18 protein-coding genes and 1 riboswitch are annotated in these 24,186 nt (G+C 63.1%); of the genes, 8 read left to right on the top strand and 10 right to left on the bottom strand.

The window, feature by feature from the left end:
• Positions 1-65: 65 nt before the first annotated feature.
• From ACE4QZ_RS13690 to ACE4QZ_RS13680, 3 genes are all read right to left on the bottom strand, one after another.
• Positions 66-1,076, bottom strand: a complete 1,011-nt coding sequence (locus ACE4QZ_RS13690; RefSeq protein WP_021785107.1) for an aldo/keto reductase — start codon at positions 1,074-1,076, stop codon at positions 66-68.
• Between the two features lie 72 nt (positions 1,077-1,148).
• Positions 1,149-2,669 carry an FAD-dependent oxidoreductase gene (locus ACE4QZ_RS13685; protein WP_021785108.1) on the bottom strand — a complete coding sequence of 507 codons (1,521 nt, stop codon included), beginning with the start codon at positions 2,667-2,669 and terminating at the stop codon, positions 1,149-1,151.
• A 175-nt stretch (positions 2,670-2,844) separates the two neighbouring features.
• Positions 2,845-4,173: an MFS transporter gene (locus ACE4QZ_RS13680; RefSeq protein ID WP_084850265.1), complete on the bottom strand. Its 1,329-nt coding sequence runs from the start codon at positions 4,171-4,173 to the stop codon at positions 2,845-2,847.
• Between the two features lie 163 nt (positions 4,174-4,336).
• Here ACE4QZ_RS13680 and ACE4QZ_RS13675 point away from each other — a divergent pair, with 163 nt between their 5' ends.
• Together ACE4QZ_RS13675 and ACE4QZ_RS13670 are read left to right on the top strand one after the other, a co-directional pair.
• Positions 4,337-5,434: a sugar diacid recognition domain-containing protein gene (locus ACE4QZ_RS13675; RefSeq protein WP_021785109.1), complete on the top strand. Its 1,098-nt coding sequence runs from the start codon at positions 4,337-4,339 to the stop codon at positions 5,432-5,434.
• 141 nt (positions 5,435-5,575) lie between these two features.
• Positions 5,576-6,715, top strand: a complete 1,140-nt coding sequence (locus tag ACE4QZ_RS13670) for a glycerate kinase (RefSeq protein ID WP_410480454.1) — start codon at positions 5,576-5,578, stop codon at positions 6,713-6,715.
• A 19-nt stretch (positions 6,716-6,734) separates the two neighbouring features.
• Here ACE4QZ_RS13670 and ACE4QZ_RS13665 read toward each other — a convergent pair whose 3' ends face one another.
• Complete coding sequence (locus ACE4QZ_RS13665; RefSeq protein WP_014756680.1) at positions 6,735-7,634, bottom strand: LysR substrate-binding domain-containing protein; 900 nt, start codon at positions 7,632-7,634, stop codon at positions 6,735-6,737.
• Between the two features lie 127 nt (positions 7,635-7,761).
• Between ACE4QZ_RS13665 and ACE4QZ_RS13660 the strand changes: the two genes are divergently transcribed.
• Entirely contained in the window at positions 7,762-8,802 is a 1,041-nt protein-coding gene (locus tag ACE4QZ_RS13660; protein ID WP_021785111.1) for an SMP-30/gluconolactonase/LRE family protein, read from the top strand.
• A gap of 124 nt (positions 8,803-8,926) precedes the next feature.
• On the opposite strand, the gene ACE4QZ_RS13655 is transcribed toward ACE4QZ_RS13660, so the two are convergent.
• The 3 genes from ACE4QZ_RS13655 to ACE4QZ_RS13645 all read right to left on the bottom strand — a co-directional run bounded on the left by ACE4QZ_RS13655 (position 8,927) and on the right by ACE4QZ_RS13645 (position 15,759).
• Positions 8,927-11,242, bottom strand: coding sequence for a putative bifunctional diguanylate cyclase/phosphodiesterase (locus ACE4QZ_RS13655; RefSeq protein WP_021785112.1), 2,316 nt, complete (start codon positions 11,240-11,242; stop codon positions 8,927-8,929).
• An 81-nt stretch (positions 11,243-11,323) separates the two neighbouring features.
• Positions 11,324-12,307 (bottom strand): SCO family protein, encoded by a 984-nt coding sequence (locus tag ACE4QZ_RS13650; protein ID WP_021785113.1) that lies wholly within the window; start codon positions 12,305-12,307, stop codon positions 11,324-11,326.
• A 56-nt stretch (positions 12,308-12,363) separates the two neighbouring features.
• Complete coding sequence (locus tag ACE4QZ_RS13645; RefSeq protein ID WP_031322741.1) at positions 12,364-15,759, bottom strand: Ig-like domain-containing protein; 3,396 nt, start codon at positions 15,757-15,759, stop codon at positions 12,364-12,366.
• Between the two features lie 250 nt (positions 15,760-16,009).
• Positions 16,010-16,124: riboswitch (TPP riboswitch) on the top strand.
• A gap of 78 nt (positions 16,125-16,202) precedes the next feature.
• On the opposite strand from ACE4QZ_RS13645, the gene ACE4QZ_RS13640 reads away from it, so the two are divergent.
• From ACE4QZ_RS13640 to codA, 5 genes are all read left to right on the top strand, one after another.
• On the top strand, positions 16,203-16,850 hold the full coding sequence (locus tag ACE4QZ_RS13640; RefSeq protein WP_021785115.1) for a TenA family protein: 648 nt from the start codon (positions 16,203-16,205) through the stop codon (positions 16,848-16,850).
• Positions 16,847-17,512 (top strand): thiaminase II, encoded by a 666-nt coding sequence (gene tenA / locus ACE4QZ_RS13635; protein ID WP_021785116.1) that lies wholly within the window; start codon positions 16,847-16,849, stop codon positions 17,510-17,512. Before ACE4QZ_RS13640 ends, tenA begins: the two co-directional genes overlap by 4 nt.
• Before the next feature lie 229 nt (positions 17,513-17,741).
• On the top strand, positions 17,742-19,007 hold the full coding sequence (gene codB, locus ACE4QZ_RS13630; protein ID WP_021785117.1) for a cytosine permease: 1,266 nt from the start codon (positions 17,742-17,744) through the stop codon (positions 19,005-19,007).
• On the top strand, positions 19,004-20,221 hold the full coding sequence (locus ACE4QZ_RS13625) for a PucR family transcriptional regulator (protein ID WP_021785118.1): 1,218 nt from the start codon (positions 19,004-19,006) through the stop codon (positions 20,219-20,221). Before codB ends, ACE4QZ_RS13625 begins: the two co-directional genes overlap by 4 nt.
• Positions 20,222-20,225: 4 nt before the next feature.
• Positions 20,226-21,467: a cytosine deaminase gene (codA, locus tag ACE4QZ_RS13620; protein ID WP_410480453.1), complete on the top strand. Its 1,242-nt coding sequence runs from the start codon at positions 20,226-20,228 to the stop codon at positions 21,465-21,467.
• A 13-nt stretch (positions 21,468-21,480) separates the two neighbouring features.
• On the opposite strand, the gene ACE4QZ_RS13615 is transcribed toward codA, so the two are convergent.
• The 3 genes from ACE4QZ_RS13615 to ACE4QZ_RS13605 all read right to left on the bottom strand — a co-directional run bounded on the left by ACE4QZ_RS13615 (position 21,481) and on the right by ACE4QZ_RS13605 (position 24,151).
• A complete protein-coding gene (locus tag ACE4QZ_RS13615) occupies positions 21,481-22,428 on the bottom strand; it encodes an ornithine cyclodeaminase family protein (RefSeq protein WP_021785120.1) in 948 nt (315 codons plus the stop codon).
• Positions 22,425-23,426: a threonine/serine dehydratase gene (locus ACE4QZ_RS13610; RefSeq protein ID WP_021785121.1), complete on the bottom strand. Its 1,002-nt coding sequence runs from the start codon at positions 23,424-23,426 to the stop codon at positions 22,425-22,427. The genes ACE4QZ_RS13615 and ACE4QZ_RS13610 overlap by 4 nt, the downstream gene beginning before the upstream one ends.
• Positions 23,427-23,545: 119 nt before the next feature.
• Positions 23,546-24,151: a transcriptional regulator gene (locus tag ACE4QZ_RS13605; protein WP_021785122.1), complete on the bottom strand. Its 606-nt coding sequence runs from the start codon at positions 24,149-24,151 to the stop codon at positions 23,546-23,548.
• Positions 24,152-24,186 lie beyond the last annotated feature (35 nt).

Raw genomic sequence — 24,186 nt, 5'->3', positions numbered from 1 at the left:
CGCACGATACCGAGGTGATTGGGGAAAGGGGGGACCGGGAGCCCGGCTCAGGGCTCCCCAATGCGTCAGCTGCGCGCCAGCCGCCCACTCACATAATGCGCCACGTCATTGAAGCCCGGCGTGGACGCATGCCCTGGCGTCACCAACGAATCGATGAACGCCTCATCCTCCGCGGTAATCTTCACCGCCAATGCGCCGCCATAGGTATCCCACTGTTCCTCGGTCCGCGGCCCGACAATCGCCGAACTGACCCATTGGTTATTCAACACCCAGGCAATGGCGAATTCGACAATACCCACCCCCTTGGCCTCTGCGTACGTCTGAATCTGCCGGGCAATGGTCAGCGACTCCTGGCGCCACTCCACTTCCATGATGCGTTTGTCCTGCCGCCCTGCGCGGCTGCCGGCGTCCGGCACCGCGCCCGGCGCATACTTGCCGCTGAGCACGCCCCGGGCCAGCGGGCTGAAGGGTACGACGCCCAGACCATGGGCGGCGGCGGCCGTGAGCTGTTCGGGCTCGGCCTGGCGGTTGACGATGTTGTACAGCGGCTGGCTGACTACCGGCCTGGGCACACCAAGGCGCTCGGCAACATGGCAGACCTCGGCAATGCGCCAACCACGGAAATTGGACACCCCCCAGTAGCGGATCTTGCCCTGGCGCAACAAGTCGCCAATGGCCTGCACGGTCTCCTCCAGCGGTACCTTGTGGTCTTCGCGGTGCAGGTAATAGATGTCCAGATAGTCCATGCCCATGCGGGTCAGTGTGGCATCCACGGCATTGAAGATGTGCTTGCGCGACAACCCGCTGCGGTTGGGCAGGCCGTCGGCCGGGCCGAAGCCGACCTTGCTGGCGATGACCCAGTCATGGCGATGGCGCGCCACGGCTTCACCGACGATTTCTTCCGAGCGCCCGGCGTTGTAAACGTCGGCGGTGTCGATGAAGTTGATGCCTTGGTCCCAGGCCTTGTCGATGATGCGCAGGGCATCCTCGGTACGGGTCTGCTCGCCGAACATCATGCTGCCCAGGGTAAGGGCGGAAACCTGCAGGCCACTGTGGCCGAGGGGGCGGTAGATCATGCGCGTGGGTCCTTATGCAGTCAGCTGACCTGCCTGTTTTACACACAACCTGGATGCATTGAAAGGCACCCCTTAGCCAATGAGCGCCAAAGCTTCCTGCAGGCTCAATGGGCGCTTCAGGCGTTGCGACAGCGTCGCCATGGCATCGGAGTAACCCTTGGCGATAACGGCCTCGACGCGTTCATCCACACACTGCAGGGCAACAAAATCGCCGTTTTCCGGCTCACCGACGAATTCGATCCGGTTCCAGTCCCTGGCATGGCCTAGCACTTCATAGGTACGGCCATGCTGGTAGGTCCAGAAAAACGGTACATCGGCATAACGGCGTTGTTCGCCAAGCATGTTGGCGGCGGCGATAACCCCGTGTTGCTGAGCCAGGCGCCAGTGCTCGATGCGCACCGGGCGCCCCGTGAGCGGGAAGGTGGCAATGTCACCTGCGGCCCACAAACCGTCAGCTGCGCGCATTTCAGCGTCGACCCTCACCGATTTGTCTTCGCCAAGCGGCACCCCTTGAAGGAAAGCGGTGGCGGGTTTTACCCCGGTGCCGAACAGCACCAAGGGGGTCTGCAGCCGTTCACCATTGGCCAGTTGCACCACTTCGACCTTGTCCAGGCCTTCGATCCGCTCGACCTCGGTGGGGCCGTGGAAGGTGATGCCTTTTCGTTCATGCAGCGCGCGAATGCAGCGCCCAATACGCTCGCCCAACTGTCGAGCCAGAGGGACTTCGTGGCGCGAGACCACGTGCACCTGCACGCCATACTTGCGCAATGCCGAGGCTGCCTCCAGGCCGATGAAGCCGTCACCGACGATGACCACCGGTTGGCCAGGCTCGGCTGCGTCGAGCAACTGTGCAGCATCTTCCAGTGAGCGGAGGGTGAACACCCCGGGCAGGTCGGCACCGGGAATGTCTGGGCGCAGTGCTTGACCGCCGGTTGCCAGCAGGCAGGCGTCGTAATCGATCTGCTGACCATCGGCGAGGGTGACCTGGCGCTTCTGGCTGTTCAAGGTGCGCACCTTGCCGTGCTTGCGCTGCAGTTGGCCCTTGCGCAGGGCGTCGGCTTCGAGCAGCGCGGGGACCTCATCGGGCGGCATCTGCCCGGCAATCACGAATTTGCTCAGTGCTGTGCGATCGTAGGCCGGCTGGCGCTCCTGATCGATCCATACCAGCCTGCCCGCGAAGCCATGAGCCAGCAGGGTGGCGACGGCGGCGCTGCCGGCGGCACCGGCGCCGACCACCACGAAACAGCGGGCATCGCTGTGCCTGGGCGGTTCGCTTGCCGGCAGGGGCTGGTCATCGACCCAGACTTCATCGCCCTTGATCCACGCCTTGTAGCGGCGCAGGTCGGCGAGTGCAGGCGGCTCACAAACCACGCCATCGTCAACGGCGAACGCAGCTTTGTGCCAAGGGCAGACCAGCAAACCCCCGCAAACCACGCCTTCATCAAGGGGGGCGCCTGCGTGGGGGCAGTTGCCCTGGTAGGCGTGTACCTGATCGCCCTGGCGGATGAGGATGAGTTCTTCGTTGCCGGCCTGGACGCGCAGGGGGCGGTGCTCGTCGAGCTGGGCCAAGCGGGCCACGGCGTACTGGGTCATGGGGCTTCTCCAAAGGGGCCTTTGGAACCATTTGACGCCTGGGGCGGGAAGGGGATGCGTTGAGCTGACGATCGGTGGCGGGTGTGGATTTGGTGCGGCTTGGGTGGGCCTCATTGCAGGCTTGCCCGCGCCCACAGGCTTGAAACTTGTGGGCGTGGGCAAGCCTGCGAATGCCTCAACTCACCCGTGCAGTACTCAGCGAACCCGCTCGCGTTACACGCAAGGCCACCAGGCTACCCAATACGATCAACGCCGCGAGCGAATACAGTGCGGCATCGGTTGAACCGGTCTGGTCCTTGATGAACCCGACCAGGTACGGGCTGAGAAACCCCGCCATCTGGCCTACCGAGTTGATGATCGCCAGACCTGCCACGGCGGCTCCGGCACTGAGCAGCGCAGTCGGCATTGGCCAGAACATCGGCATACCGGTAAGCGCGCCCATGGTGGCGATCGACAAGCCAAGAATGGCAATGCTCGGGTTGCCGGCGAAGTTCACCGCAATCAGCAGGCCGACGGCGCCCATCAGCATTGGCACCACCAGGTGCCAGCGGCGCTCGTTGCGCAGGTCGGCCGAGCGCCCGCAAAGAATCATGAACACACCTGCCAGCAGGTACGGGATGGCGCTGAGCCAGCCGATCAGCAGCGGGTTGTCGAAGCCCATGCTCTTGATGATCGAGGGTAGCCAGAAGTTGATCGCGTATACGCCGCTCTGGATGCAGAAGTAGACAAAGCCGAAGGTCCAGATCAGCGGGTTGGTCAACACGGCCAGCACGCTGTCGCTGGTGGTGCTCGGTTTGCTTGCAGCATCGGCCTGCAGGTCGGCAGCGATCAGCTGACGTTCAGCCGGGCTCAGCCAGGCGGCTTTCTGGTAGCCGTCACTGAGCAGGAACACCGCCAGTACGCCCAAGGCCACGGTCGGCAGGCCCTGGATCAGGAACATCCACTGCCAGCCGGCCAGGCCGTGCTGGCCGGCGGCGAAATGTTCGAGGATCCAGCCGGAGAACGGCCCGCCAAGCAGGCCCGATACCGGGATCGCCGACATGAAAAGGGCCATGATGCGGCCGCGCCGGGCCGCCGGGAACCAGCGCGAGAGGTACAGCACCACACCCGGGAAGAAGCCGGCTTCGGCAGCGCCGGTGAGCAGGCGCAGGGTGTAGAACTCGGTAGGGGTGGTGACGAACAGCAGGCAGGTGGACAGGCTGCCCCAGGCGATCATCATTAGCGCGATCCAGCGCCGTGGGCCGAAGCGATTGAGGGCCAGGTTGCTTGGCAGGCCACACAGTACATAGCCGATGAAGAAGATGCCGGCGCCAAGGCCGTACACCGTTTCGCTGAATTTAAGGGCGTCGAGCATCTGCAGCTTGGCAAAGCCGACGTTGACGCGGTCCAGGTAGTTGAACAGGTAGCAGATGAAAATGAACGGAATCAGCCGCAAGGTGATGCGCCGGTACAGCGCGTTGCGGGTGGTGTCCGTGCCTTGGTCAGGGGCGGGGCTGTGTGCCATGATCGGGTTCTCTGTTGTTATGGTTTTCGCCGCGTCGCCTGTTCCGGCGCTCGCCCTGACGAGTCTCGGGGACTGCGGCTAGCCTGTCTTTGTGCTTTTGCACAGCGCTTGGCCCAGGCTGCTGTGCCCGAGCCCAAAAGCCAAACACCTAAAGGACCCCGCAATGTTCGAACTCGACCATGACCTGGCGCAGGATATCGTTGACCGGGCAATGGCCATCTTGCCTTGCAACGTCAATGTCATGGACAGCCAAGGGTTGATCCTGGGCAGTGGTGAGCCTGAGCGCATCAACACCCGTCACGAGGGAGCGCAGCTGGTCTTGGCCAATGGCCGGATCGTCGAGCTGGATACCGACGCGGCCAAGTGCCTGAAGGGCGTGCAGCCCGGTGTGAACCTGCCATTGATGCTCGATGGGCGGCTGATGGGCGTGTTGGGCCTGACCGGCGACCCGCAGCAGGTGCGCACCTATGGCGAGCTGGTGCGCATGACCGCCGAAATGCTGCTGGCCCAACGCAATTTACAGGCTGACCAGCAATGGCGAAGGCAGCGCTGTGACGACCTGCTGGCGCTATTGCTCGGCGGCAGCGGTAACGCCCCGCGCTTGCTGGACGAAGCCCGTCAGTTGGGCTTGAAACCTCAGCTGGCGCGGATACCGTGCCTGTTCGAGATTACTTCGGGGCCTCCTGCCGAGGCGCTGGCCGCATGGTTGATGAGCCGTTATCCGGATAGCTGGTGCGTCAGCCCGGCCCGCCAGTCGTTGCTGTGGTGCCGCCCGGCAGGCGTGGCACTGGATGAACTGCGCCTGCTGGAACGCCTGCAACGCCACGGCTGGGACATTGAGCGACTGGCCCTGGGCAGTGAAGCGCAGAGCCTGGAGCAGTTACGCCGTGGTTACCGCCGGGTGCGTGACTTGCTGGCCTATGGCCGCGAAGTATTGCCCCGCGAACGATTGCTCAGCCTGCAGCGCTACCGGCTGCCGGCGCTGCTGTGGCGCCACCGTAACGACGATGCGCTGGACGAGCTGCTGGAGCCGTTGCAGCGCATCCGCGCCAAGGACAGCAGTGGCCAGTTACTCACCACCCTGCGCGCCTGGTGTGCACATGACGGCCAAAGCCAGTCCTGTGCCGATGCCCTGGGCATCCACCGCAACAGCCTGCGCTATCGACTGGAGCGAATAGCCGAGCTGGGTGACGTCGACCCGCTGCGCCTGGAAGGGATGCTTAGCTTGTATCTGGGGTTGCAGCTGTTGCCAGCTGACTGAAGTATTCACTTGCCGGCGATTGGGCCAGAACAGGCAAAAAGGCATCTGCCCAAACAACCCGGCCGGCGTTTTGTGCATTTGACCGAGGCCACCTGGGCAGCCACCTGTCAGCATGCCGCTCATCAGGACAGGAGAAACCCCATGAAAATCGTGATTGCCCCCGACTCGTTCAAGGACAGCCTCGACGCTGCCGGTGTCGCCCGCGCCATCGCTGCGGGCCTGAGCGAAGCGTGGCCCGAGGCTGAACTGGTCGAGTGCCCAATGGCCGACGGTGGCGAAGGCACCATGGAGACGATCCTGGCCGCCAGCCAGGGTGAACTGCGCCGCCAGGCCGTGCGCGGGCCATTGGGGCAGCACGTCGAGGCCGGGGGGGGCTGGTTGCCGCAAAGTCGCACCGCAATCATCGAAATGGCCCAGGCCAGTGGCTTGCAACGGGTGCCAACCGGCCAGCGCGATGCTTGCCGCAGCAGCACCTGGGGGACCGGTGAGCTGATTGCCGCAGCCCTCGACGCCGGCGCTCAGCGTGTGGTGCTGGCCATCGGTGGCAGCGCCACCAACGATGCCGGCAGTGGCATGTTGCGAGCGCTTGGCCTGCGCCTGCTGGATGCTGACGGGCAAGCGCTGGAAGAGGGCGGCCTGGCCTTGGCCAAGCTGGCCCGTATCGACGCCAGCGGTCTCGACCCGCGCCTGGCCGGGGTGCAGTTTGAAGTCGCGGCGGATGTCGACAACCCATTGTGTGGCGCCAACGGCGCATCGGCGATCTTCGGCCCGCAGAAAGGTGCCAACCCGCAGCAAGTGGAGGCGCTGGACCACGCGCTGAATCATTTTGCCGACCATTGTGCGCTGCTGTTGGGCGCGGATGTGCGCGATTACCCTGGTTGTGGTGCGGCCGGTGGCATGGGCTTCGCTGCCCGGGCATTCATGGACGCGCAGTTCCGCCCTGGGGTGGAAGTCGTGGCTGAGCTGGCTGGCCTTGACGCCCTGGCACAAGGGGCAGATCTGGTGGTGACGGGCGAGGGGCGTTTCGATGCCCAGACACTGCGCGGCAAGACGCCGATGGGGGTGGCGCGGGTTGCCAAGCGCCATGGCGTGCCGGTGGTGGTACTGGCCGGGACCTTGGGGGAGGGGTATCAGCAGTTGTATGCCCATGGGGTCGACGCTGCATTTGCACTGGCCAATGGACCGATGAGCCTTGAGCAGGCGTGTGCAAATGCTGCCGAGCTGTTGCAGGCCAGGGCTTGTGATATCGGTCGGCTGTGGCGCTGCGCGAAGCGAGGCTGAACACCCTGTAGAAATGGCCTTATTGTTGTGTCTCGAACATGGCAATGAAGTTGGCCAGCGCTGGCGAAGCATTCTGGGCGTTCCATTTCATGTACAGCCCAAGCCCTGGGGGTGGCTGGTCATCGATAGGGCGGATGGGGCAAAACTGCACGCGTTCGCGCGGGGTTGAGCGGACGAAGGACGCCGGCACCAGGGCCACGCCAAAGCCGCAGGCCACCAGACCCAGCAGGGTGTGGATCTGCGCCGCCTCCTGCACGACCTTGGGGTAGAACCCGGCCGATTCGCACAACGCAACCAACTGTGCGTGGTAGCCGCCGCCCAGCGCTTGCGGGGTGAACACGAAGTCCTCATCGGCAAATTCGCGCAAGTCGACGGCCTCGTGCCGCGCCTTGGGATGGCTGGCGGGCAGCGCCATGACGATCTGCTCGTCAAGCAGCAAGCGTGCCTCCAGGGTGCCGGCCGGCAGTGGTAGCCTGCGCATGAAGCCGATATCCGCCTCACCGGCCAGCAAGGCCTTGGCCTGGGAGGCGGATGGCATCTCGCGGATGGTCAGCTGCACGTTCGGATAAGTCTCCCGAAAGCGGCGCAAGCGGTTGAGCAGCGAGTCGTAATAGGCGATGGAAATGGCCGTGATGGTCAATTTGCCGCTGACCCCCGCCGAAACGCTGCGCGCGTACTCGATCCCTTGTTCCAGTTCAGCAAGCGTGCGGTAGGCGGTGTCGAGAAACGCTGCACCCGCTGCGGTCAGGCGCACCCCGCGCTTGTTGCGCAGAAGCAGGCCGAAGCCGAGCTTTTCCTCAAGCCGGTTGATCGCCTGGCTCAGCGGCGGTTGCGCCATGTGCAGGCGCTGGGCGGCCTTGTGAAAGTGCAGCTCTTCGGCCACGGCGATGAACTGCCTGAGCAAACGTGTTTCGATCATCCAGCATTCCTGCAGCGCGGCGACTCAGCGGTGATATCCATGGGATATCAAAGTTGCATGCTTTTAATATTAAGTCATTGATTTTTTTGTTGATATCGTAAGAAAGGAGAATTGAAGGTAGCCAGAAATGCCCGTTACTCACCTGGCCGGTGCGCTGTGCCATCCCACTGATTGCACCTTGCGCACCAGCATTAGCCAGCACATCGCCACGCGCTTCAACGAATACAGCAGTGTCAGCTACCCTCGGGACCTCGGCCGTGTGCAGGTGACCGAGCGCTGGCGCCGCATCAAGGAATGCAATTACGTGCCGGTCAAAGTGGCCAACACGCGCGCGGACCTTGGTGAAAGCCTGGTCTGGGATGAACGCAGTGGCGTGCTGTACTTTGTCGATATCTCTGGCGGGCGCATCAACGGCCTGACACCCGATGGCGAAGTCGATTGCCTTTACGAGTCTGCCGCGCGTATTGGCGCCCTGGCGCTGACCGACCGGGGTAACCTGATTTTCACCGAGGATGCCAGCGTGGCCATCTTCGATGTGCCAACACGCAAGGTCAGCCAGCATTCGGCATCGGTCCATCCGCGCTCGACCTACCGCTTCAACGACGGCGCCTGCGACCCGCAGGGACGCTTCGTCACCGGCCTGATGGACGAGGCCCCCAGTGGCAATACCGGGGCGCTTTTTCGCTTTGACTGGCAATTGAGCGACCAGGTGATCCACGATGACCTGGCCTTGCCCACCGGCCTTGCCTGGTCGCAGGACGGCCACACGGTGTACTTCGTCGATTCGGCGGCGCGTGCGATCTACCGCGCCGAGTACCTCATCGAAGGCCGGCTGGGCGCTGTTACGCTGTTTGCCGAAACCCCCGCCGAACTGGGGCGGCCGGATGGCCTGGCGCTGGACCGCGAAGGCGGGCTGTGGGTGTGCCAGTACCATGGCAGTTGCCTGCTGCGCTACGACCGCCACGGGCACCTGACCGACCAGGTGTTGATGCCAGTACCGTGCCCCACCAGCTGCTGCTTTGGCGGGCCCGGGATGAACACCTTGTACATCAGCACCGCGCGTTACGACATGACGCCAGAAGACCTGCACCATTATCCGGACGCTGGCGACCTGTATGCCATCCGCCCGGAAACGGGTGGCGTTGCCAGGCACAGCTTCAAGGAATAAGCGGTTGCACCTGACTGGCCGGTAGCACGGCCAGTTCGCCAAAGCGTCGCGCCGAGTCGATGTAGCGCAGCGCCGACTTGGCGTCTTTCCAGCCCGTATAGCACCGGTAAACCCGCCGTGGCGCTCAGTACACGCATGCCTTGTCCTCGACGCCGTTGAAAGGCGGGTAGTGGCACAGCTGCGCCGGCGACAGAGGCCGGCTGAAGTGGTAGCCCTGGGCGATATCGCATCCGGCCAGCTTCAGGTACACCACCTGTTCACGGGTTTCCACACCCTCGGCCACCACTTGCAGGCCCAGGCGCTTGGCCAGGATGATGGTGGAGGACACGATAGGGCTGTCGTCATGGCTGTTGGACAGCGCCGCGATCAGCGAGCGGTCGATCTTCAGCTTGCTCAACGGTAGCGAATGCAGGTGGGCAAAACCGGCGTAGCCACGGCCGAAATCGTCCAGGCTGATGCCCAGGCCCGCCCCGCGCAAGGCATGCAGATGCGTAACCGCCATGCCTTCAGGGTCGAGGATGGTGGTTTCTGTAATTTCCAGCTCCAGCCGCTGTGGTGCGATCCCGTGATGCTGCAACTTGCGCAGCAGCCGGGCAGCGAAGTCAGCCTGACGCAGCTGCAATGCGGAGACATTGACCGCCAGACGTGTTTCCCGACCAGAAGTATCCCAGCTCGACAAGGCTTCACAGGCCAGCCGTAGTACCTCCCAACCCAGTTCGACAATGAAGCCACTGCGCTCGGCCAGGTCGATGAAGCGGTCCGGGTATAGCAGGCCGAACTCGGGGTGGTCCCAGCGCACCAGCGCCTCGTAGCCGAGCACCTGATGGGTGTCGAGGCGAATCTGTGGCTGGTAGTGCAGCACGAACTGGCGTTCGGCCAAGGCGCTGCCGAACGCCTGTTCAAGGGTGAACGCCTGGATATCGGCCAGGTTCAGCGAGGGGTCGAAAAAGCGATACTGCGCGCGCCCTGCCTGCTTGGCTGAGTACATTGCCGCATCGGCACTGCGTATCAGGCTGTCGATGTCCTGGCCGTCGCGCGGGCAGATGCTCACCCCTACGCTGGGGCTGGTGTTGACCTCTTGGCCATCCAGGGCGTAGGTGGCTGACAGTTTCTGCACCAGTTCGTGGACCCAGGCGTTGATCTGCTCCTCGCTGCGCTCGCCGGCCAACAACACCACGAACTCGTCGCCGCCAAAACGCGAAGCCTCATCGCCCGGCTCCAGCAGGCGCTGGATACGCCCGGCCACAGCCTGTAGCAGCAGGTCACCAATCTTGTGCCCGAGCGAGTCGTTGATAGACTTGAAGCGGTCCATGTCGATGAACAGGATCGCCATCAGTCGGCGCTTGCCACGTTGCCGAGTCAACGCCTGGCTGGCCACCTCGACGAACTGGCGGCGGTTGTGCAGGCCGCTGAGGTGGTCGGTGGCGGCGGCGTGGCTGCTGCGCCGGTGTTCGTCCTCCAGGCGCACGATCAGCTGCTGATTGACCTGCTGGGCATGTTCCAGCGCGTCGAAGGCCTCCTGGCGCTTGCGCAGCAGGCGCAAGGTCCATAGCAGGCTGGCCAGGATCATCAGGGTCATGCTCAGGTTCAACCAGAATTGCCGGGAATAGGCCTGCGTCCAGGGTGCGAGGATTTCTGCCTGGCGCTGGCTGACCACCACGCTGAAGCCTCGCTCGGGTACACGGCGGTACAGGCTTTGGTAGGCATCACCCGCTACGTATTGGGTCAGCCTGCCCGCTTCGCTGTCGAATGCCGGCAGCGGGGGCTGCAATAGGTCGCCGGCAATCGCCACGCCGCGGGTATCGACGCGCAGCCGCTCCAGGCCGTCATCCTGCAGCAGACGCACCAGGCCACTGTTGCCCAGGTCGATATGTTGAAACAGCTCCGCCAGGTAGCCGATGTCCAGTTGCACCACCAGAATGGTGTCCATTTCCTGGCCGGTCGAGTTGGTCAACGGCAGCAGGAAGGTCAGGTGCCTGGTGGGCAGGGCCGAGGTTTGGCCAAGGGGCTGAATGCTGGGCAGGAAAGGTTTGAAACCGTAGCGGTCAATGTGCCGCTGCAGCTGGCGCAACCAGTCTGCCGGCAACTCGGCGGCCTCATCGGTATGGTTGGCCGACAGCAGCCGGCCTTGTCGGTCGTACAGGCTCGTGCGCTTGAACACCGGGTCTGCGGCCAGGCTGAAGTTGCCCTTGCGCAGCCCTTTCATATCGTCCTGGGTAACACGGCCCACCGCCTGGGCGCGGTCGACAAGCTGTCGCAGGCTTTCGCCCACGATGTTGGCCAGGTTCAGGTGCTCGGTGGCTTTGGCCAACAGTGCATCCTGGCGAGCGGCGGCTTTTTGCGTGACGTGCAGCCCCCAGAGAAAGGCCAGGGTCGCTGCACAGAGCATCAGGATCAGCACTCGCAGAAGGCTGGAGGAGGAAAGCGAACGGCGAATCACTGCTGATGGTTCCCGACCCTGGGTGATGCTCGAAAAATACGACAGCGAGATGACAGTCTGATGAATGATGGCTAATCGCCTTTAGGGGGTTCCCCTATTTGCCACCGGTGTCTGCAGGCGTGCCGTTTCTTCTTCGAGGTAGCTTATCAATGCGCTGACTTCGGCATCGCCCAAGCGCATGTTGGGCATGGCCAGGCGGTTGTATTGCTCGAACAGCAGCATGGCCAGGGGGTCTTTCTCGGCCAGCATCTGGTCGGGCGCTTTCAGCCAGCGGGTCAGCCAGTTTGCGTCACGCTGACGGGTCACGCCCAGCAGGTCGGGGCCGATGCCTGGCGGGCCTGGCTCGGTATTGCCCACGGTGTGGCAGGACGAGCAACGGGTGCGGAAGATCTGCTCGCCGCTGCTGGGTGCACGCATCTGCGGCGCTTGAGCGTAGTCATTGGTCATGGCGCTGGCCTGCTTCCAGTTGTGCAAGCTGTTGCCGAGGCGGTCGGCGAGGATGTACGGGCTTTCGAAAGGCGAGGCTTTCATCCAGCGGCCGGTGGCCTGGTTGCCGATAATGAGGCTCAGGTTGTGGTCTTTGGAGCGGCCGTTTTCCAGGCCATCGATCCACAGCCCCAGGCTGCGGCGTAGTTGCTCGATATCGTCAGGTTCGCCGGTCAGCAAGGTCCAGCCTGGGCCGATGCCGAACTTTTCGGCATAGCGCTTGAGGGTGGCGGGGGTATCGTTATAGGGGTCGATGCTGATGGAGTAGAGGAAGATATCCTTGCCGACCCGGCCACCGAGGATTTTCTGTACCTGGCGTAGGCGTGCGGTTTCCACTGGGCAGGAATCGGAGCAGCCGGTAAAGATGAAGTTGATGGCAACCACCTTGTCCTTGATAAGGTCGTCGAAGAAATGCACTTTTTCGCCATCCTGGGTGAGCAGGGGGATGTTGGGGAAGTAGTTGGCTCCCCAGGGAGTGGCAGCTGCTTCGGCCACCTTTTGTTGGGGGGGCAGTGGCCAGAACGGAATGCTGGCGGCGAACAACGCAAGTACCAGCAGGAAACGCCATGAGCCGGGCATGATGCGGTCCTCGTGGGTTGGCTGAGCGGGGCCGCATGGCGGCCCCCGCTTTGCACTCACTTGTATTTGACTGGCGCTGTCACCGTCTGGCCCAGTGCCGATTTCACCGTGACCGTTGCTGGCGTGGCAGGGCCAAAGCCGGTGGTGGTCACCGCTACCCGCCAACGGGCCCCCGAAGTCGTGGCAGTCAGCGTCGCGTTCCCCAGGCTTACCGGACCACCGGTGGTTGCTGCAGTCACGCTGATGCTGTTGCCCGTGGCCACCGTAGTAGTCCCCTGCACATCCCAGGTGAAACGGTTGCCGCTGCGTTCCTGCACCGTGGCACTGGTGACCTTGAGTTCGTCGGCCGCCGCTGCTGCGGTTACGGCGATGCTGACCGTGGCCGGGGCCAGCGACTCGGCACCCTTGGTATCACGCGCCGTGTAATTGAAGCTGGCCGTGAATGGCGTGGCGACCACAGCGGGCGGGCTGTACGTTACGGCGGTACCGTCGGTGCTGACGGCACCCTGGCCGGAGTCCGGCTGGCTGAGGCCGGTTACCGTGAGCGGTACATTGCCGTCCGGGTCGCTGTCGTTGGCCAGCACGTTCAGGGTGATCGGCGTGCCAGCCGTCGTTGCGGCACTGTCATTGGCCGCGACGGGTGGTTTGTTGGCCGGGTCGTCATTGTCGTCGTGGGTTTTGGTGCGGAACGTTGGCAGGCCTACCGAGGCCATGTAATGCACACCATCCCATCCCGGCAGCGGGGTCGGCATCACCTGGAACTGCCCTGGGTGCTCAATATCCCAGCGCAGCAGCATCGAAGAGTCCTCGTGCTGTGTGTTGTGGCAGTGCTCCATGTAGGTGCCAGCAAACTCGCGGAAGCGGATGGCCATTTCCACCTCGATGGACGAATCAGTATCCGGCCCGATTCGGTACACATCCTTGCGCGCCCATTTTTCCCATTCTGGTGGGGCCTTGCCGTCGCGGCTAAGAATCACGCCTTCCTCGAAGTGCACGTGTACCGGGTGGCTCCAGCCATTGCCGCCGTTGACGATTTTCCACACTTCCAGGGTGCCGTCGCCGCTGAAACCAGCGTCGGTGGACTGGTTGGCCAGTTGCGGTGCTGCACTGATGCGGCGTGGGTCCATGCTGTAGCCAAAGCCGCCGTCGGTCTTGATGGTCCACGGGGTGGTGTCCGTACCGTCGGAGCGGCCAAAGATGAACTCGCGGTGGCGGGCATCCTTGAGCTTGGCCTGGTCGGCTGCGGCATCGCGGTCAATTGGCAGGGGCAGCATTTTCAGGCCTGCAGCCTTGCCTGGCTTGGCCGGCTCATAGGCTACCGGGTCCATGCTCAGGTCCTGGCCGGTGTACGGTTGCACCCACAGTTGCAGAAACTTGCCGACAGCCGGGTCGCCGTTGTCCCACTGCGGGCCTTTGCTGGTCTGCTTGATTACCGCCTTGTATTTTTCCGACAGCACGTCGGCCAACGGGATAGCTTGCTTCGGACCTTTGCCGGAGTCGTGCTCCATCAGGTTGACGAAGTACAGCTTGTCGCCTGCCTTGATGCCATTCCTGGCGAAGTTGATGATGATGTCGTAGCGCTCGGCAATGCCCTGCAGTGGCAGGATGCCGTTGTTGTCTTGCAGGTTGCCGTCACCATTGAGGTCCATCGTGCCGTCGAATGGCACCGCGTGTTCCATGATGTTGCCGTCGTTGGCGATCATGTGGAACGGCACCCGCGCATACGACACGTTGGAGCCGGACGGGCCTTTGAACTCACCACTGTTACCGGCAATTTCCCGCACCACGGCGAACTTGAAGTAGCGTGAAACCGAACCGTTGAGGATACGAAAACGGTAACTGCGCGCACGCACCTTGAGCCTGGGCTGGTACTGCCAGTTGACCAGGATCTGGTCACCGAGGAAGCCGTCAGTGTTGAACGGGTTGAACCACAGCTGGCCGTTTGCATCCCAGGCCTTGTCGGCTATTACCAGGTTGACGTCATAGTCACGGTTACCCCAGGGCATGCCCGAACCGCTTGGGAAACGCAGGTTGACACCGTCCTGCAGGGCCTCGTTGCCGCGGTCCAGGGCGCTGTAGTAGTTCATCATCACGGCGTTGCCTTTGTAGACGTTCTGCGCTGTGAAATCCATCATGTGGTCGTGGAACCAGTGGGTACTCATGGTTTCGCGCCAGTCGCCACGAATCTTGATACTGCCGTTCTCGCAGGTTTTCAGGCCCGGTGTGCCATCGTTGACGAACAAGGTTTCACCCGGCGAGCAGGGGAAAGCTGCTCGCGGGTCCTGGGCACGGGTGTTGATGGTGTCGTAGCCGGCCAGCTGCACCGGCCAGCGGTAGTCGTAGTACTGGCCGGGGAAGAAGTACGCGTTGGCAAAGCCGTCGCTTTCGGCCGGGGAGTGGCCGTTGTGCTCGTGGGTCGAGATGGTATGCAGGCCAAAGCCGCCGTTGGCCGACGGGTCAATCGGCAGGGCGTTGTAATGGCGCATCAGGATTGGCTGGCCGTAGCGCACCATCAGCAGCTTGGGCGGGAAAGTGCCGTCGAAGGTCCACAACGATTTGTGGTTTTGCAGCGGCATGTTCGGGTGGAAGCGTATGTCGATACCCTTGGTGGTGCCCAGCGTGGTCGGAATGTCGGAGGTCTGGTAGTACAGGCCGCCCGGGGCAAATTCACCGACGGCATAGTTGTGCAGTTGCTTGCGGTCGCGCAGGCCGAGGTTGATGCGCGCACCGGCCTGGGCGGTCTTGAACGCTGCCTGCGGGTAAAACTCGTTCCAGCGCTGGTGCGACCAGCCTTTTCCTGGTGGCCGGCCTTCAGCGGGCGAGCCGACCGGCTGGCGGTTGAGGAACATCTCGATCTGCGCCTTCCATGGGTTGCGGTCCAGCACGTTGGCGTACTGGGTCGGGAACGGGTACAGGCCGGGCTGCTTGAGGAACGCTTCCAGTGCGCTGCCACTGGGGCCGCTGCGTGCCACCACGTTGGGGTCTTGCGCGGGGGCCGCGCCGAGGGTGGGGACCGGGAAGGTCAGATCGGGCGCCGGCGTGGTCGGGTCGAGCTTCTCTGGCCCGAATTCTTCGAACAGCAACAGTTGCTGGGTGAATGGTTGCGCACCGAACAACGGGCTGGGTTTGCCGTTGGTAGGGTACTTGTCCGACGTTTGCAGGGCAGGCGGCAGCACGTTGTCGGTGCGTACCGTGCTGCGGTCGCCATACACGCCATCGGTCAGCTCCAACGAGCCTTCGTTGGCCTCCGGCAAGGTGTTCAGCTCAAGCAAGGCAGGGGTCGGGTCGTCCGGTTGGTCGGTGTAGGCCGACGGGTCGGTCGGCGGTGGCATGCTGTTGTCGTCGAGGGGGGATGCCATGGCCGTGATCAACCCGAGGCTGATCATCAGCGCAGTGACGGAGGACAGATGGAACGCGCGCCTGGACGCGTGGCTCATGGCGGATGTTTTCATTGGCTTAAGCCTCTTTTGCGGCCTTACGGCCTTAAGCCATCAATGGCGTTTTGCCCGTTAAATGGCCATCAGCAACAGCTATGCCAACAGATATTTCAGTAATGCTTTGACATACAAAACCTTGCAGCGCCTGGCGTGCACTAAATGATGGCGCGTCAAGAATGGGGACAGATGCCCATTAGCGGGTCACCATTGCCCACAGTTTGGGGAGCTGGACTAGTGACAGACGTGGCGCCCTCGGGTATACCTGAGCGCCACCAAGGGGAGCCCGGCAATGGGCTGAGAAACCGCTGAACGCTACAGCGCGGTGACCCTTCGAACCTGATCCGGATCATGCCGGCGAAGGGATGGGGCTTGTAACCTGCCTTTTTGCCGGCCTCACTGCGAGGCCAGTCCATGTCAATTGCCACGGTCTCGCTGTCACCCTCATCAAGGACAGCAACATGACCGAACGTTTCAGCCAGTCCCTGCGCCGCCAGTGCGAGCCGACCTGGTCGGCGGCCGTTGGCCACCGTTTCGTGACCCGATTGTGCGACGGCAGCCTGCCTGACCCGATCATGGTCGACTACCTGGTCCAGGACCACCGTTTCCTCGACAGCTTCCTGACCCTGCTGGGCGCGGCCATTGCCACCGCTGATACGTTTGAAGCCCGCCTGCGCTTCGGCCGCTTTGCCGGGATGATCTCCAGTGACGAGAACACCTATTTCCTGCGTGCCTTCGAGGCCCTGGGTGTCAGCCCGGCGCAACGCAGTGAACCGGCCGATACCGCGCCTACCGCAGGTTTCAAGGCGATCATGCGCGAAGCGGCAGCCACCCGTTCCTACGCAGCGGCACTGGCGGTGCTGAACGTCGCCGAAGGGCTGTATCTGGACTGGGCGCTCAAGGCGCCAAAACCGATGCCGGACAACTTCGTCCATGCCGAGTGGATTACCCTGCACGACAACCCGGCGTTCCAGGCATTCGTCGCTTTCCTGCAGGCCGAGCTGGACCGCGTCGGCCCGCAGGAGGCCGCATTGGCCAGTGACTTCTACCAGCGCACCGTGGCGCTGGAGCTGGCTTTCTTCGATGCAGTGTATCCGGAGGGCAAATGAGCATGGATATCTTCGAGCGCCTCAAGGCCGCCGCCACGCCACAATGGAACAGCTACGTAGACCATGACTTCGTACGTCAGATGGGCGAGGGTACGCTGAGTGAGGAAGCGTTCCGGACCTACCTTGTGCAGGATTACCTGTTCCTGATCCAGTTCGCCCGCGCCTGGGCGCTGGCCGCCTACAAAAGCCGCCGCCCGGCCGACATTCGCGCGGCGCAGGCCGGGCTGGCGGCGATCCTGGATGAAACCGAGCTGCACTTGCGGCTGTGCGCACGCTGGGGCTTGACCCAGGCAGACATCGAAGCCGCGCCAGAGCACCAGGCCACGGTGGCATACACCCGTTACGTGCTGGACTGCGGCGCTGCCGGCGACCTGCTGGAGCTGCATGTGGCACTGGCACCTTGCGTGATCGGCTATGCCGAAATCGGCCGGACCCTGGCCGAGCGCATTGGTGACTTGAGCAATCACCCCTACCGCGAGTGGATTGGCGAGTATGCCGGGGAGGGCTACCAAGGGGTGGCAGCGGCAGCGCGCAAGCACTTGGATGAACTGGCGGCGCGCAGCATGACCGAGCAGCGGTTCGCCGAACTGGCAGGGATTTTTGGCCAGGCATCGAGCCTGGAGGCTGATTTCTGGCAGATGGGGCTGGACGGAGCTGTGTAAACCGCCGTGGGCTGGGTGATTACTACCCAGCCTGAGCCCGCTTTGGTGCATGAACGCCTCAAAATAAGTCGTCCCGCACACTCCCTATCGTCAGATTGCGGCTTTAATGTGCACAGTGCATATGGATTTCTGGGCGACCAGCCCGATTTTTCCGGGTGGCGGCGCAGTAAAAAAGCGGCCCGCATATTGCTCTTTCAGCTCCCAACTACAAACCCGGAGCCCCCTTGCAATGAGCTCACCCAGCGAATTCCCCCTCAGCGAAGCCCCGCAGTCCGCCCGTAGGGGCCTGTTACCGATCGCGATGGTCTTGTTCAGCTTCACCTTCTTTACCGGCACGATGTTCGCCGGCGGCAAGCTGGGCATGGCATTCAGTTTTGTCGACATGCTGTGGGTGGCCACCCTCGGCAACAGCCTGCTTGCCTTGTATGCCGCAGTGCTGGCCTTCATCGCCTCGCGCAGCGGGCTGAACACCGTGCTGATGGGGCGCTTCTGTTTTGGTGAAGCGGGGAGCCGGCTCTCGGATTTTCTGCTGGGTTTTGCCGAACTGGGCTGGTATGCCTGGGGCACGGCCACGGTGGCCATCGTGCTGGTCAAGCTGCTGGGGCTGGCGGATGGCTTCGGCATGCCTTTGATGGTGCTGTTCGGGCTGGGTTTCAGCATTACGGCCATCATCGGTTTCAAGGGGCTGGATGTGTTGTCGCGGGTGTCGGTGCCATTGATGTTCGTGCTGCTGTTGGTGTCCATGTACATCGCCACCCGCGATGCCGGTGGCTTTGCCGGCCTGGCTGCCGTTGTACCGCATGAAACCATGACTTTTTCGGCGGCAGTCACCATGGTTTTCGGCACCTTCGCCAGTGGCGCCACCCAGGCCACCAACTGGACACGGCTGGCACGCAGTGGCCGGGTAGCGGTGACCGCCAGCGTGGTGGCATTCCTCCTTGGCAACGGCCTGATGGTGGTGGCCGGCGCGTGGTGCGCGATGGTTTACCAGCAGGCCGATATCGTCGACGTGATGATGCTGCAGGGGCTGTCGTTCGCGGCGGTGGTGATGCTGTGCCTGAACCTGTGGACCATTCAGGGTCCGACCATCTACAACGTGTCGGCCGCCGCCTGCCACTTGTTGCGCAGCGAGCGCCGGCGCACGGCAACGCTGGTGGCAGCCGGGGTTGGCATTGTACTGGCGATGGGTGGCATGTACGAAATGCTGATCCCGTTCCTGGTGCTGCTGGGGTCGATCATTCCGCCGGTGGGTGGGGTAATCATGGCTGACTTCTGGTATCGCCACCGCGGCAAATACCCGGCGCTGGGGGCGGCAAACCTGCCACGCTACAACCTCACCGGGCTGCTTGCCTATGCCGTGGGCGCTGTACTGGCCTATGCCTCACCGTGGGTCGCGCCGCTGGTGGGCATCGCCGCCTCGGCAGTGTGCTACATCGTCATTCTGGAGCTGGGCGCACGCCGCCGGGCGACGGGGCAGGCGGGTGTTGAGCCGTGAGCCTGGCGCTGGACGAGATCCTGCGTTTGCCCGGCCTGCACGAAATGAATGTGCGGGCCGGGGCGCGCAACCTGCAACGGCGGGTACGCTGGCCTTACGTGGCGGAAAACGAGGGTATCGCTGAATGGGTGATGGGCGGTGAGCTGGTATTCGTCACCGGCATCAACCACCCGCGCGGCGAAGCCAACCTGCTGAGCCTGGTGGAGGATGGCGACGCCGTGGGCATTGCCGGCATGGTGATTCTCACCGGCGGCAGTTTCATCCAGAGCATCCCGGCGTCCGTAATCGCGCGCGCCGAGCAACTGGGCTTACCACTGATCGAGCAACCCTACGCGCTGAAGATGGTGGTGGTCACCCACCTGATCGGCACTGCACTGGTGCAGATGAGCCAGGTGCGCCGCTCGCGCAACGACATCCTTGGCCAACTGCTCACGGGCGACTACCCGAGCCTGGCGATTGCCCGGCAGCGTGCAGCGCACCTGCAACTCGCCCTGGACAAGCCGCAGCGCCTGCTGGCATTGCGCCTGACAGGCGTGGACGGCTTGTTCGAGCGCCACGGGCTCGCACACGGCGAGCGTACCTGGCAAGCCACCCGGCAGGCCCTGGAAGACCAGCTGGAAGCCTGGTGCCGCCAGCGGCCTGACAGTGTGACGGCGCAGCTGCCGGGCGACCTGTTCGTGGTGCTGCTGGCCGATACGCACGACTTACCCGAGACGTTGGGTGCACTGTACCGGCAGTTGCAAGCCGCGACAGGTGAACTGGGCCTTTACATGGGCCTGTCGAGCCTCGCTGACGATTGCGCGCACTACCGCCAGGCCCTCAACGAGGCACGCCAGGCGCTGGATGTGGCGCAGCATCTGCGCCCGGCCAACGGCTACTGCAACTTCAGCGAGCTTGGCGTGCTGCGCCTGTTGCAAGGTATTGTCGACCGCTCGCTGGTTGACGATTTCGTCAGCCGCACCCTCGGCCCGCTGATCGCCCCCGGGCGCAAACATGCCCATGCTTTGGTGCATACCCTCGACGCCTTGCTCATGGAAAATGGCAACGGGCTCAAGGCCGCACAGCGTCTGGGGCTGCACCGCAACACGATCAATCAGCGCATCCAGCGCATCGAACAACTGAGCGGGCAGTCGCTGGACGACCCGCTTTTTCGCATGAATGCTTCGGTCGCCATGCTGGTATGGCGCATGAGCGAAGCCCACGGCAAGGAGTAACAGCATGAACATCATCAACGCACGCCTGCGCGGCAAGCCTGGCCTGTTCCGCGTCGAACTGAACGGCGAGCGCATTGCCGCCATCGTGCCCCAGCCCGACGTCGTGACGCCCGCTACGGTCAATGATCTGGACGCCGGGCAAAACCTGGTGGTCGCGCCTTTTGTCGAGCCGCACATTCATCTTGATGCCACGCTGACCGCGGGCGAGCCGAAGTGGAACATGAGCGGCACGTTGTTCGAAGGCATTGAGCGCTGGTCCGAGCGCAAGGAAATCACCACCCACGACGACATCAAGACCCGTGCGAAAAAAACCATCGGCATGCTGGTGGACCACGGTATCCAGCATGTGCGCACCCACGTCGATGTGACCGACCCGAAACTCACTGCGCTCAAGGCCATGGTCGAGGTGCGTGACGAAGTGCGTGAGCTGATCGACCTGCAGATTGTCGCCTTCCCGCAGGAGGGTATCGAGTCGTACGCCAACGGCCGGGCGCTGATGACTGAAGCCGTGGCAATTGGCGCCGACGTCGTCGGCGGCATTCCGCATTTCGAAAATACCCGCGACCAGGGTGTATCGTCGGTGAAGTTCCTGATGGACCTGGCCGAGCGTACCGGCTGCCTGGTGGACGTGCACTGCGACGAGACCGACGACCCGCAATCGCGCTTCCTCGAAGTGTTGGCCGAAGAAGCGCGGGTACGCGGCATGGGGGCCCGGGTCACGGCCAGCCACACCGTGGCCATGGGCTCGTATGACAATGCGTATTGCTACAAGCTGTTCCGCCTGCTCAAGCTGTCGGGCATCAACTTTGTGTCGTGCCCGACCGAGAGCATTCACCTGCAAGGGCGCTTTGACAACTACCCGAAACGTCGTGGCGTTACCCGCGTCGCCGAGATCGACCGCGCCGGCATGAACGTGTGCTTCGGCCAGGACTCCATCGTCGACCCGTGGTACCCGCTGGGCAATGGCAACATCCTGCACATTCTCGAAGCCGGCCTGCACATCTGTCACATGCTTGGCTATGAAGACCTGCAGCGCTGCCTGGACCTGATTACCGACAACGGCGCCCGCACCCTGAACCTGGGCGAGCGCTATGGCATCGAGGTGGGTCGGCCGGCGAACCTGTTGCTGCTGTCGGCGCCGGATGATTACGAGATGGTGCGCAGCCAGGGGCACGCGTTGGTATCGGTACGCAATGGCAAGGTGCTGATGCAGCGCACGCCAGCGCAGGTGCAACGTTTGCGCTGACGCTGTCGATGCCTCAGGTGCACAGGGCTTCCAAGGCGTAGCTTGCAACTTGTGCATCCTGCATTGCCACACCGGTCAGGTCCGCCAAGGTAATCTGGCTGTCGTGCTCACGCCCCTTGGCACGGCCAGCCAGCAGCGTACCCAGCTCGATCAGCTGGTTAGCGTCGATCTGGCCACTGCCGAGGGCATGGGCCACTTCGCCGTACTGGCTGCACTGGGCGATGGAGTCGACAATGATACGGTCTGCCCTGGCCACCAGTGCCGGGTCCAGTTCCTGCTTGCCGGGCGCATCAGCACCGACGGCGGTGATATGCGTACCCGGCTGGACCCACGCGCTGTGTAGCAGCGCCTGGCGGGAAGGCGTGGTGCAGACGATCAGGTTTGCAGCGCCCGCAACCTCGGCAGCATCCTGCGTGCTGTGCACTCCGAAGCCCAGTTCGCGGGCAAATGCGGTATAGGCCGCGAGCCCGCTTTCCTGCCGGCCCCAGACAATCACCTGACGACAATCGGTCACCGCGCGAAGCTGCTCAAGCTGCATCTGCGCCTGCATGCCGGTGCCGAGGATGCCAATGGCCTTGACCTTGGTCGGCGCCAGCAGCCGGGCGGCGATCCGCCCGGCCAGGGCGGTGCGCATGGCAGTCAGCCAGCCATGGTCCTGCAGCAATGCCAGCGGCTGACCCGTGTGTGCAGACAGCACAAGCATCAGGCCGTCATTGCTCGGCAGGCCCTTGGGCGGGTTGTCGTAAAAGCCTGTCGAAAGCTTGACGGTGAAGGTCGGGCTGCCTTCGATGTAGGCCGACTTCACGCAACAGTCACCGTTCGCGCCCTTGAAAGCGAAGCCCTGCACGGGCGGCACCTGCACCTTGCCTTCGGAGTAGGCGATAAAGCCTTCCTCCAGCTGGCTTACCGCCAGCTCTGGGTTGAAGCGGGCGATGATCTGCGCCTTGCTGAAGACCTTCATTGAACGGCCTCGAGGAACTTTTCCAGCAGGATGTTACGGCCACACAGGATCACCGCGACACGCTTGCCCTGATAGCGCTCGGCGAGCTTTTGCATGCCGGCGACCGCAACGGCTGCAGCGCCTTCGATGATCCAGCGCTCACTGCTGGCGATCTCGCGCATGGCGCAGCGAATTTCGTCCTCGCTGACCAGCACGGTATCGGTGAGCAGCGCCTGGCAAAGTGGGAAGGTGATCGAGCCTGGCTCGACGCCGCCAGCCGTGCCATCGGACAGCGTTGCGCAGGCATCCACTTCGATGATTTCACCGGCCTTGAGTGATTGCTGCAGTGTTGGGTCATTCGCCGGCCAGCAGCCGATGATCTCAGTGCCCGGCTTGAGTACGCGCAGGGCGGCGCCGATGCCGGAAATCATCCCGCCACCGCCCACGGCAACGAACACCGCGTCCAGGTCTGGCGCCTGCTCAAACAACTCCATGCCTATGGTGCCCTGGCCGGCAATGACTTGCAGGTCGTTGTAGGGGGACACGAAGGGTACGCCGTGGGCCTCGGCTTGCCTGGCTGCTTCCAGCTCTGCACTCAGCGGGTCGGTAGGCAGGCAGACCACTTCGGCGCCCAGCGCGCGCATTGCCTCTATTTTGTATGCCGATGCGCCCGTGGTGGTGTAGACCTTCACTGGCACGCCAGCCATCTTGCCGGCCAAGGCCAGTGCCTGCCCATGGTTGCCGGAAGAGGCGGCTATCACCCCCTGCTTGCGCACCTCGGCCGGCAGCAGGCGCACCTTGTTGCTGGCACCGCGAAACTTGAATGAACCGGTGTGCTGCAGGTGTTCGCATTTGAGCAGCACTTCACAGCCGGTCAGTGCCGACAGATGGGCGCTGCGCGTCAGCGGCGTGATGCTGACGGCGGGGCGCAGCGCGCCGTGGGCTTCCCTTATGGAAGTGTACAGTGCATCGAGGTATCGGGCATCGACAACGGTCGGTGAAACAGTAGCGACTGGCATGCTGCGCTCCTTGTGGAATATTTATCCACAGTAGAATGTCAATCTACTCAAGGCAAGTGGGCGAGGACAATCGCTGGCAACACTCTGACAGGCTGCCAGTTCGGCCAAGCGGCGGGCAGTTAGCCCTTGAGCTCTTTCAGGTACTTGTAAACGGTGGCTCGACCCATGCTCAGAACGTTCGCGACATAGTCAGCACCACTTCGCCCTTCGAACGCGCCTTCAGCGTACAGTGCCTGCACGAGGCTGCGTTTATCCTTCATCTGTAAGGTCTGCAGCGACAAGCTGCGCTCTTGCAGCCAGGCATGCAGGAAGGTGTTGATACGTTCCTGCCAGTCATTGCGGAACAGCGAGTCAGGTTGCGGTACCAGCCGGCTCATCTGGAAGAACGCATCGAGCGCCACGCGGGCTTGCTCCAGTACCGACACGTTCAGATTGATGCACATCAGGTGCTCGGGTTCGCCCTGCGAGTTGCGCAGTACGGTACTGATGGAGCGGATCTTCTGGCCGTTCCAGTTGAGCTTCTCGTAAGGGCCCAGGTTGGTACCGCCAAGCACATCGTCCAGTTCGTGATCGATCGCCGAATCATCGCCCAGCTTGCGCCGGGAAAAGTTGTTGGCGATGTGCACGACCGTCTGGCTGTGCAGTTCATGGACGATGACTTCAGCGTGCGGATACAGCAGCATGGCGATGCTGTCGGCGATTGCCTTGTAGTTTTCCAGGGTCATTTTCTGTCGGTGATCGGTGCTGGACTTCCATGGTG

The organism is Pseudomonas sp. DCA-1 (assembly GCF_046523955.1).
In the GTDB taxonomy this organism is placed as follows: Bacteria; Pseudomonadota; Gammaproteobacteria; order Pseudomonadales; family Pseudomonadaceae; genus Aquipseudomonas; species Aquipseudomonas putida_Y.
The sequence above is the reverse complement of the archived record's forward strand: the minus strand, read 5'-3'. Positions and strand labels throughout refer to the sequence as shown.

Bases quoted from the DNA above. Each gene is read 5' to 3' on its own strand.
- codB (WP_021785117.1), top strand. From the start codon at position 17,742: ATGAGCTCACCCAGCGAATTCCCCCTCAGCGAAGCCCCGCAGTCCGCC.
- ACE4QZ_RS13675 (WP_021785109.1), top strand. From the start codon at position 4,337: ATGTTCGAACTCGACCATGACCTGGCGCAGGATATCGTTGACCGGGCA.
- ACE4QZ_RS13640 (WP_021785115.1), top strand. From the start codon at position 16,203: ATGACCGAACGTTTCAGCCAGTCCCTGCGCCGCCAGTGCGAGCCGACC.
- ACE4QZ_RS13650 (WP_021785113.1), bottom strand. From the start codon at position 12,307: ATGCCCGGCTCATGGCGTTTCCTGCTGGTACTTGCGTTGTTCGCCGCC.
- tenA (WP_021785116.1), top strand. From the start codon at position 16,847: ATGAGCATGGATATCTTCGAGCGCCTCAAGGCCGCCGCCACGCCACAA.
- ACE4QZ_RS13645 (WP_031322741.1), bottom strand. From the start codon at position 15,759: ATGAAAACATCCGCCATGAGCCACGCGTCCAGGCGCGCGTTCCATCTG.
- codA (WP_410480453.1), top strand. From the start codon at position 20,226: ATGAACATCATCAACGCACGCCTGCGCGGCAAGCCTGGCCTGTTCCGC.
- ACE4QZ_RS13685 (WP_021785108.1), bottom strand. From the start codon at position 2,669: ATGACCCAGTACGCCGTGGCCCGCTTGGCCCAGCTCGACGAGCACCGC.
- ACE4QZ_RS13665 (WP_014756680.1), bottom strand. From the start codon at position 7,634: ATGATCGAAACACGTTTGCTCAGGCAGTTCATCGCCGTGGCCGAAGAG.
- ACE4QZ_RS13690 (WP_021785107.1), bottom strand. From the start codon at position 1,076: ATGATCTACCGCCCCCTCGGCCACAGTGGCCTGCAGGTTTCCGCCCTT.
- ACE4QZ_RS13670 (WP_410480454.1), top strand. From the start codon at position 5,576: ATGAAAATCGTGATTGCCCCCGACTCGTTCAAGGACAGCCTCGACGCT.
- ACE4QZ_RS13610 (WP_021785121.1), bottom strand. From the start codon at position 23,426: ATGCCAGTCGCTACTGTTTCACCGACCGTTGTCGATGCCCGATACCTC.
- ACE4QZ_RS13680 (WP_084850265.1), bottom strand. From the start codon at position 4,173: ATGGCACACAGCCCCGCCCCTGACCAAGGCACGGACACCACCCGCAAC.
- ACE4QZ_RS13615 (WP_021785120.1), bottom strand. From the start codon at position 22,428: ATGAAGGTCTTCAGCAAGGCGCAGATCATCGCCCGCTTCAACCCAGAG.
- ACE4QZ_RS13660 (WP_021785111.1), top strand. From the start codon at position 7,762: ATGCCCGTTACTCACCTGGCCGGTGCGCTGTGCCATCCCACTGATTGC.
- ACE4QZ_RS13605 (WP_021785122.1), bottom strand. From the start codon at position 24,151: ATGACCCTGGAAAACTACAAGGCAATCGCCGACAGCATCGCCATGCTG.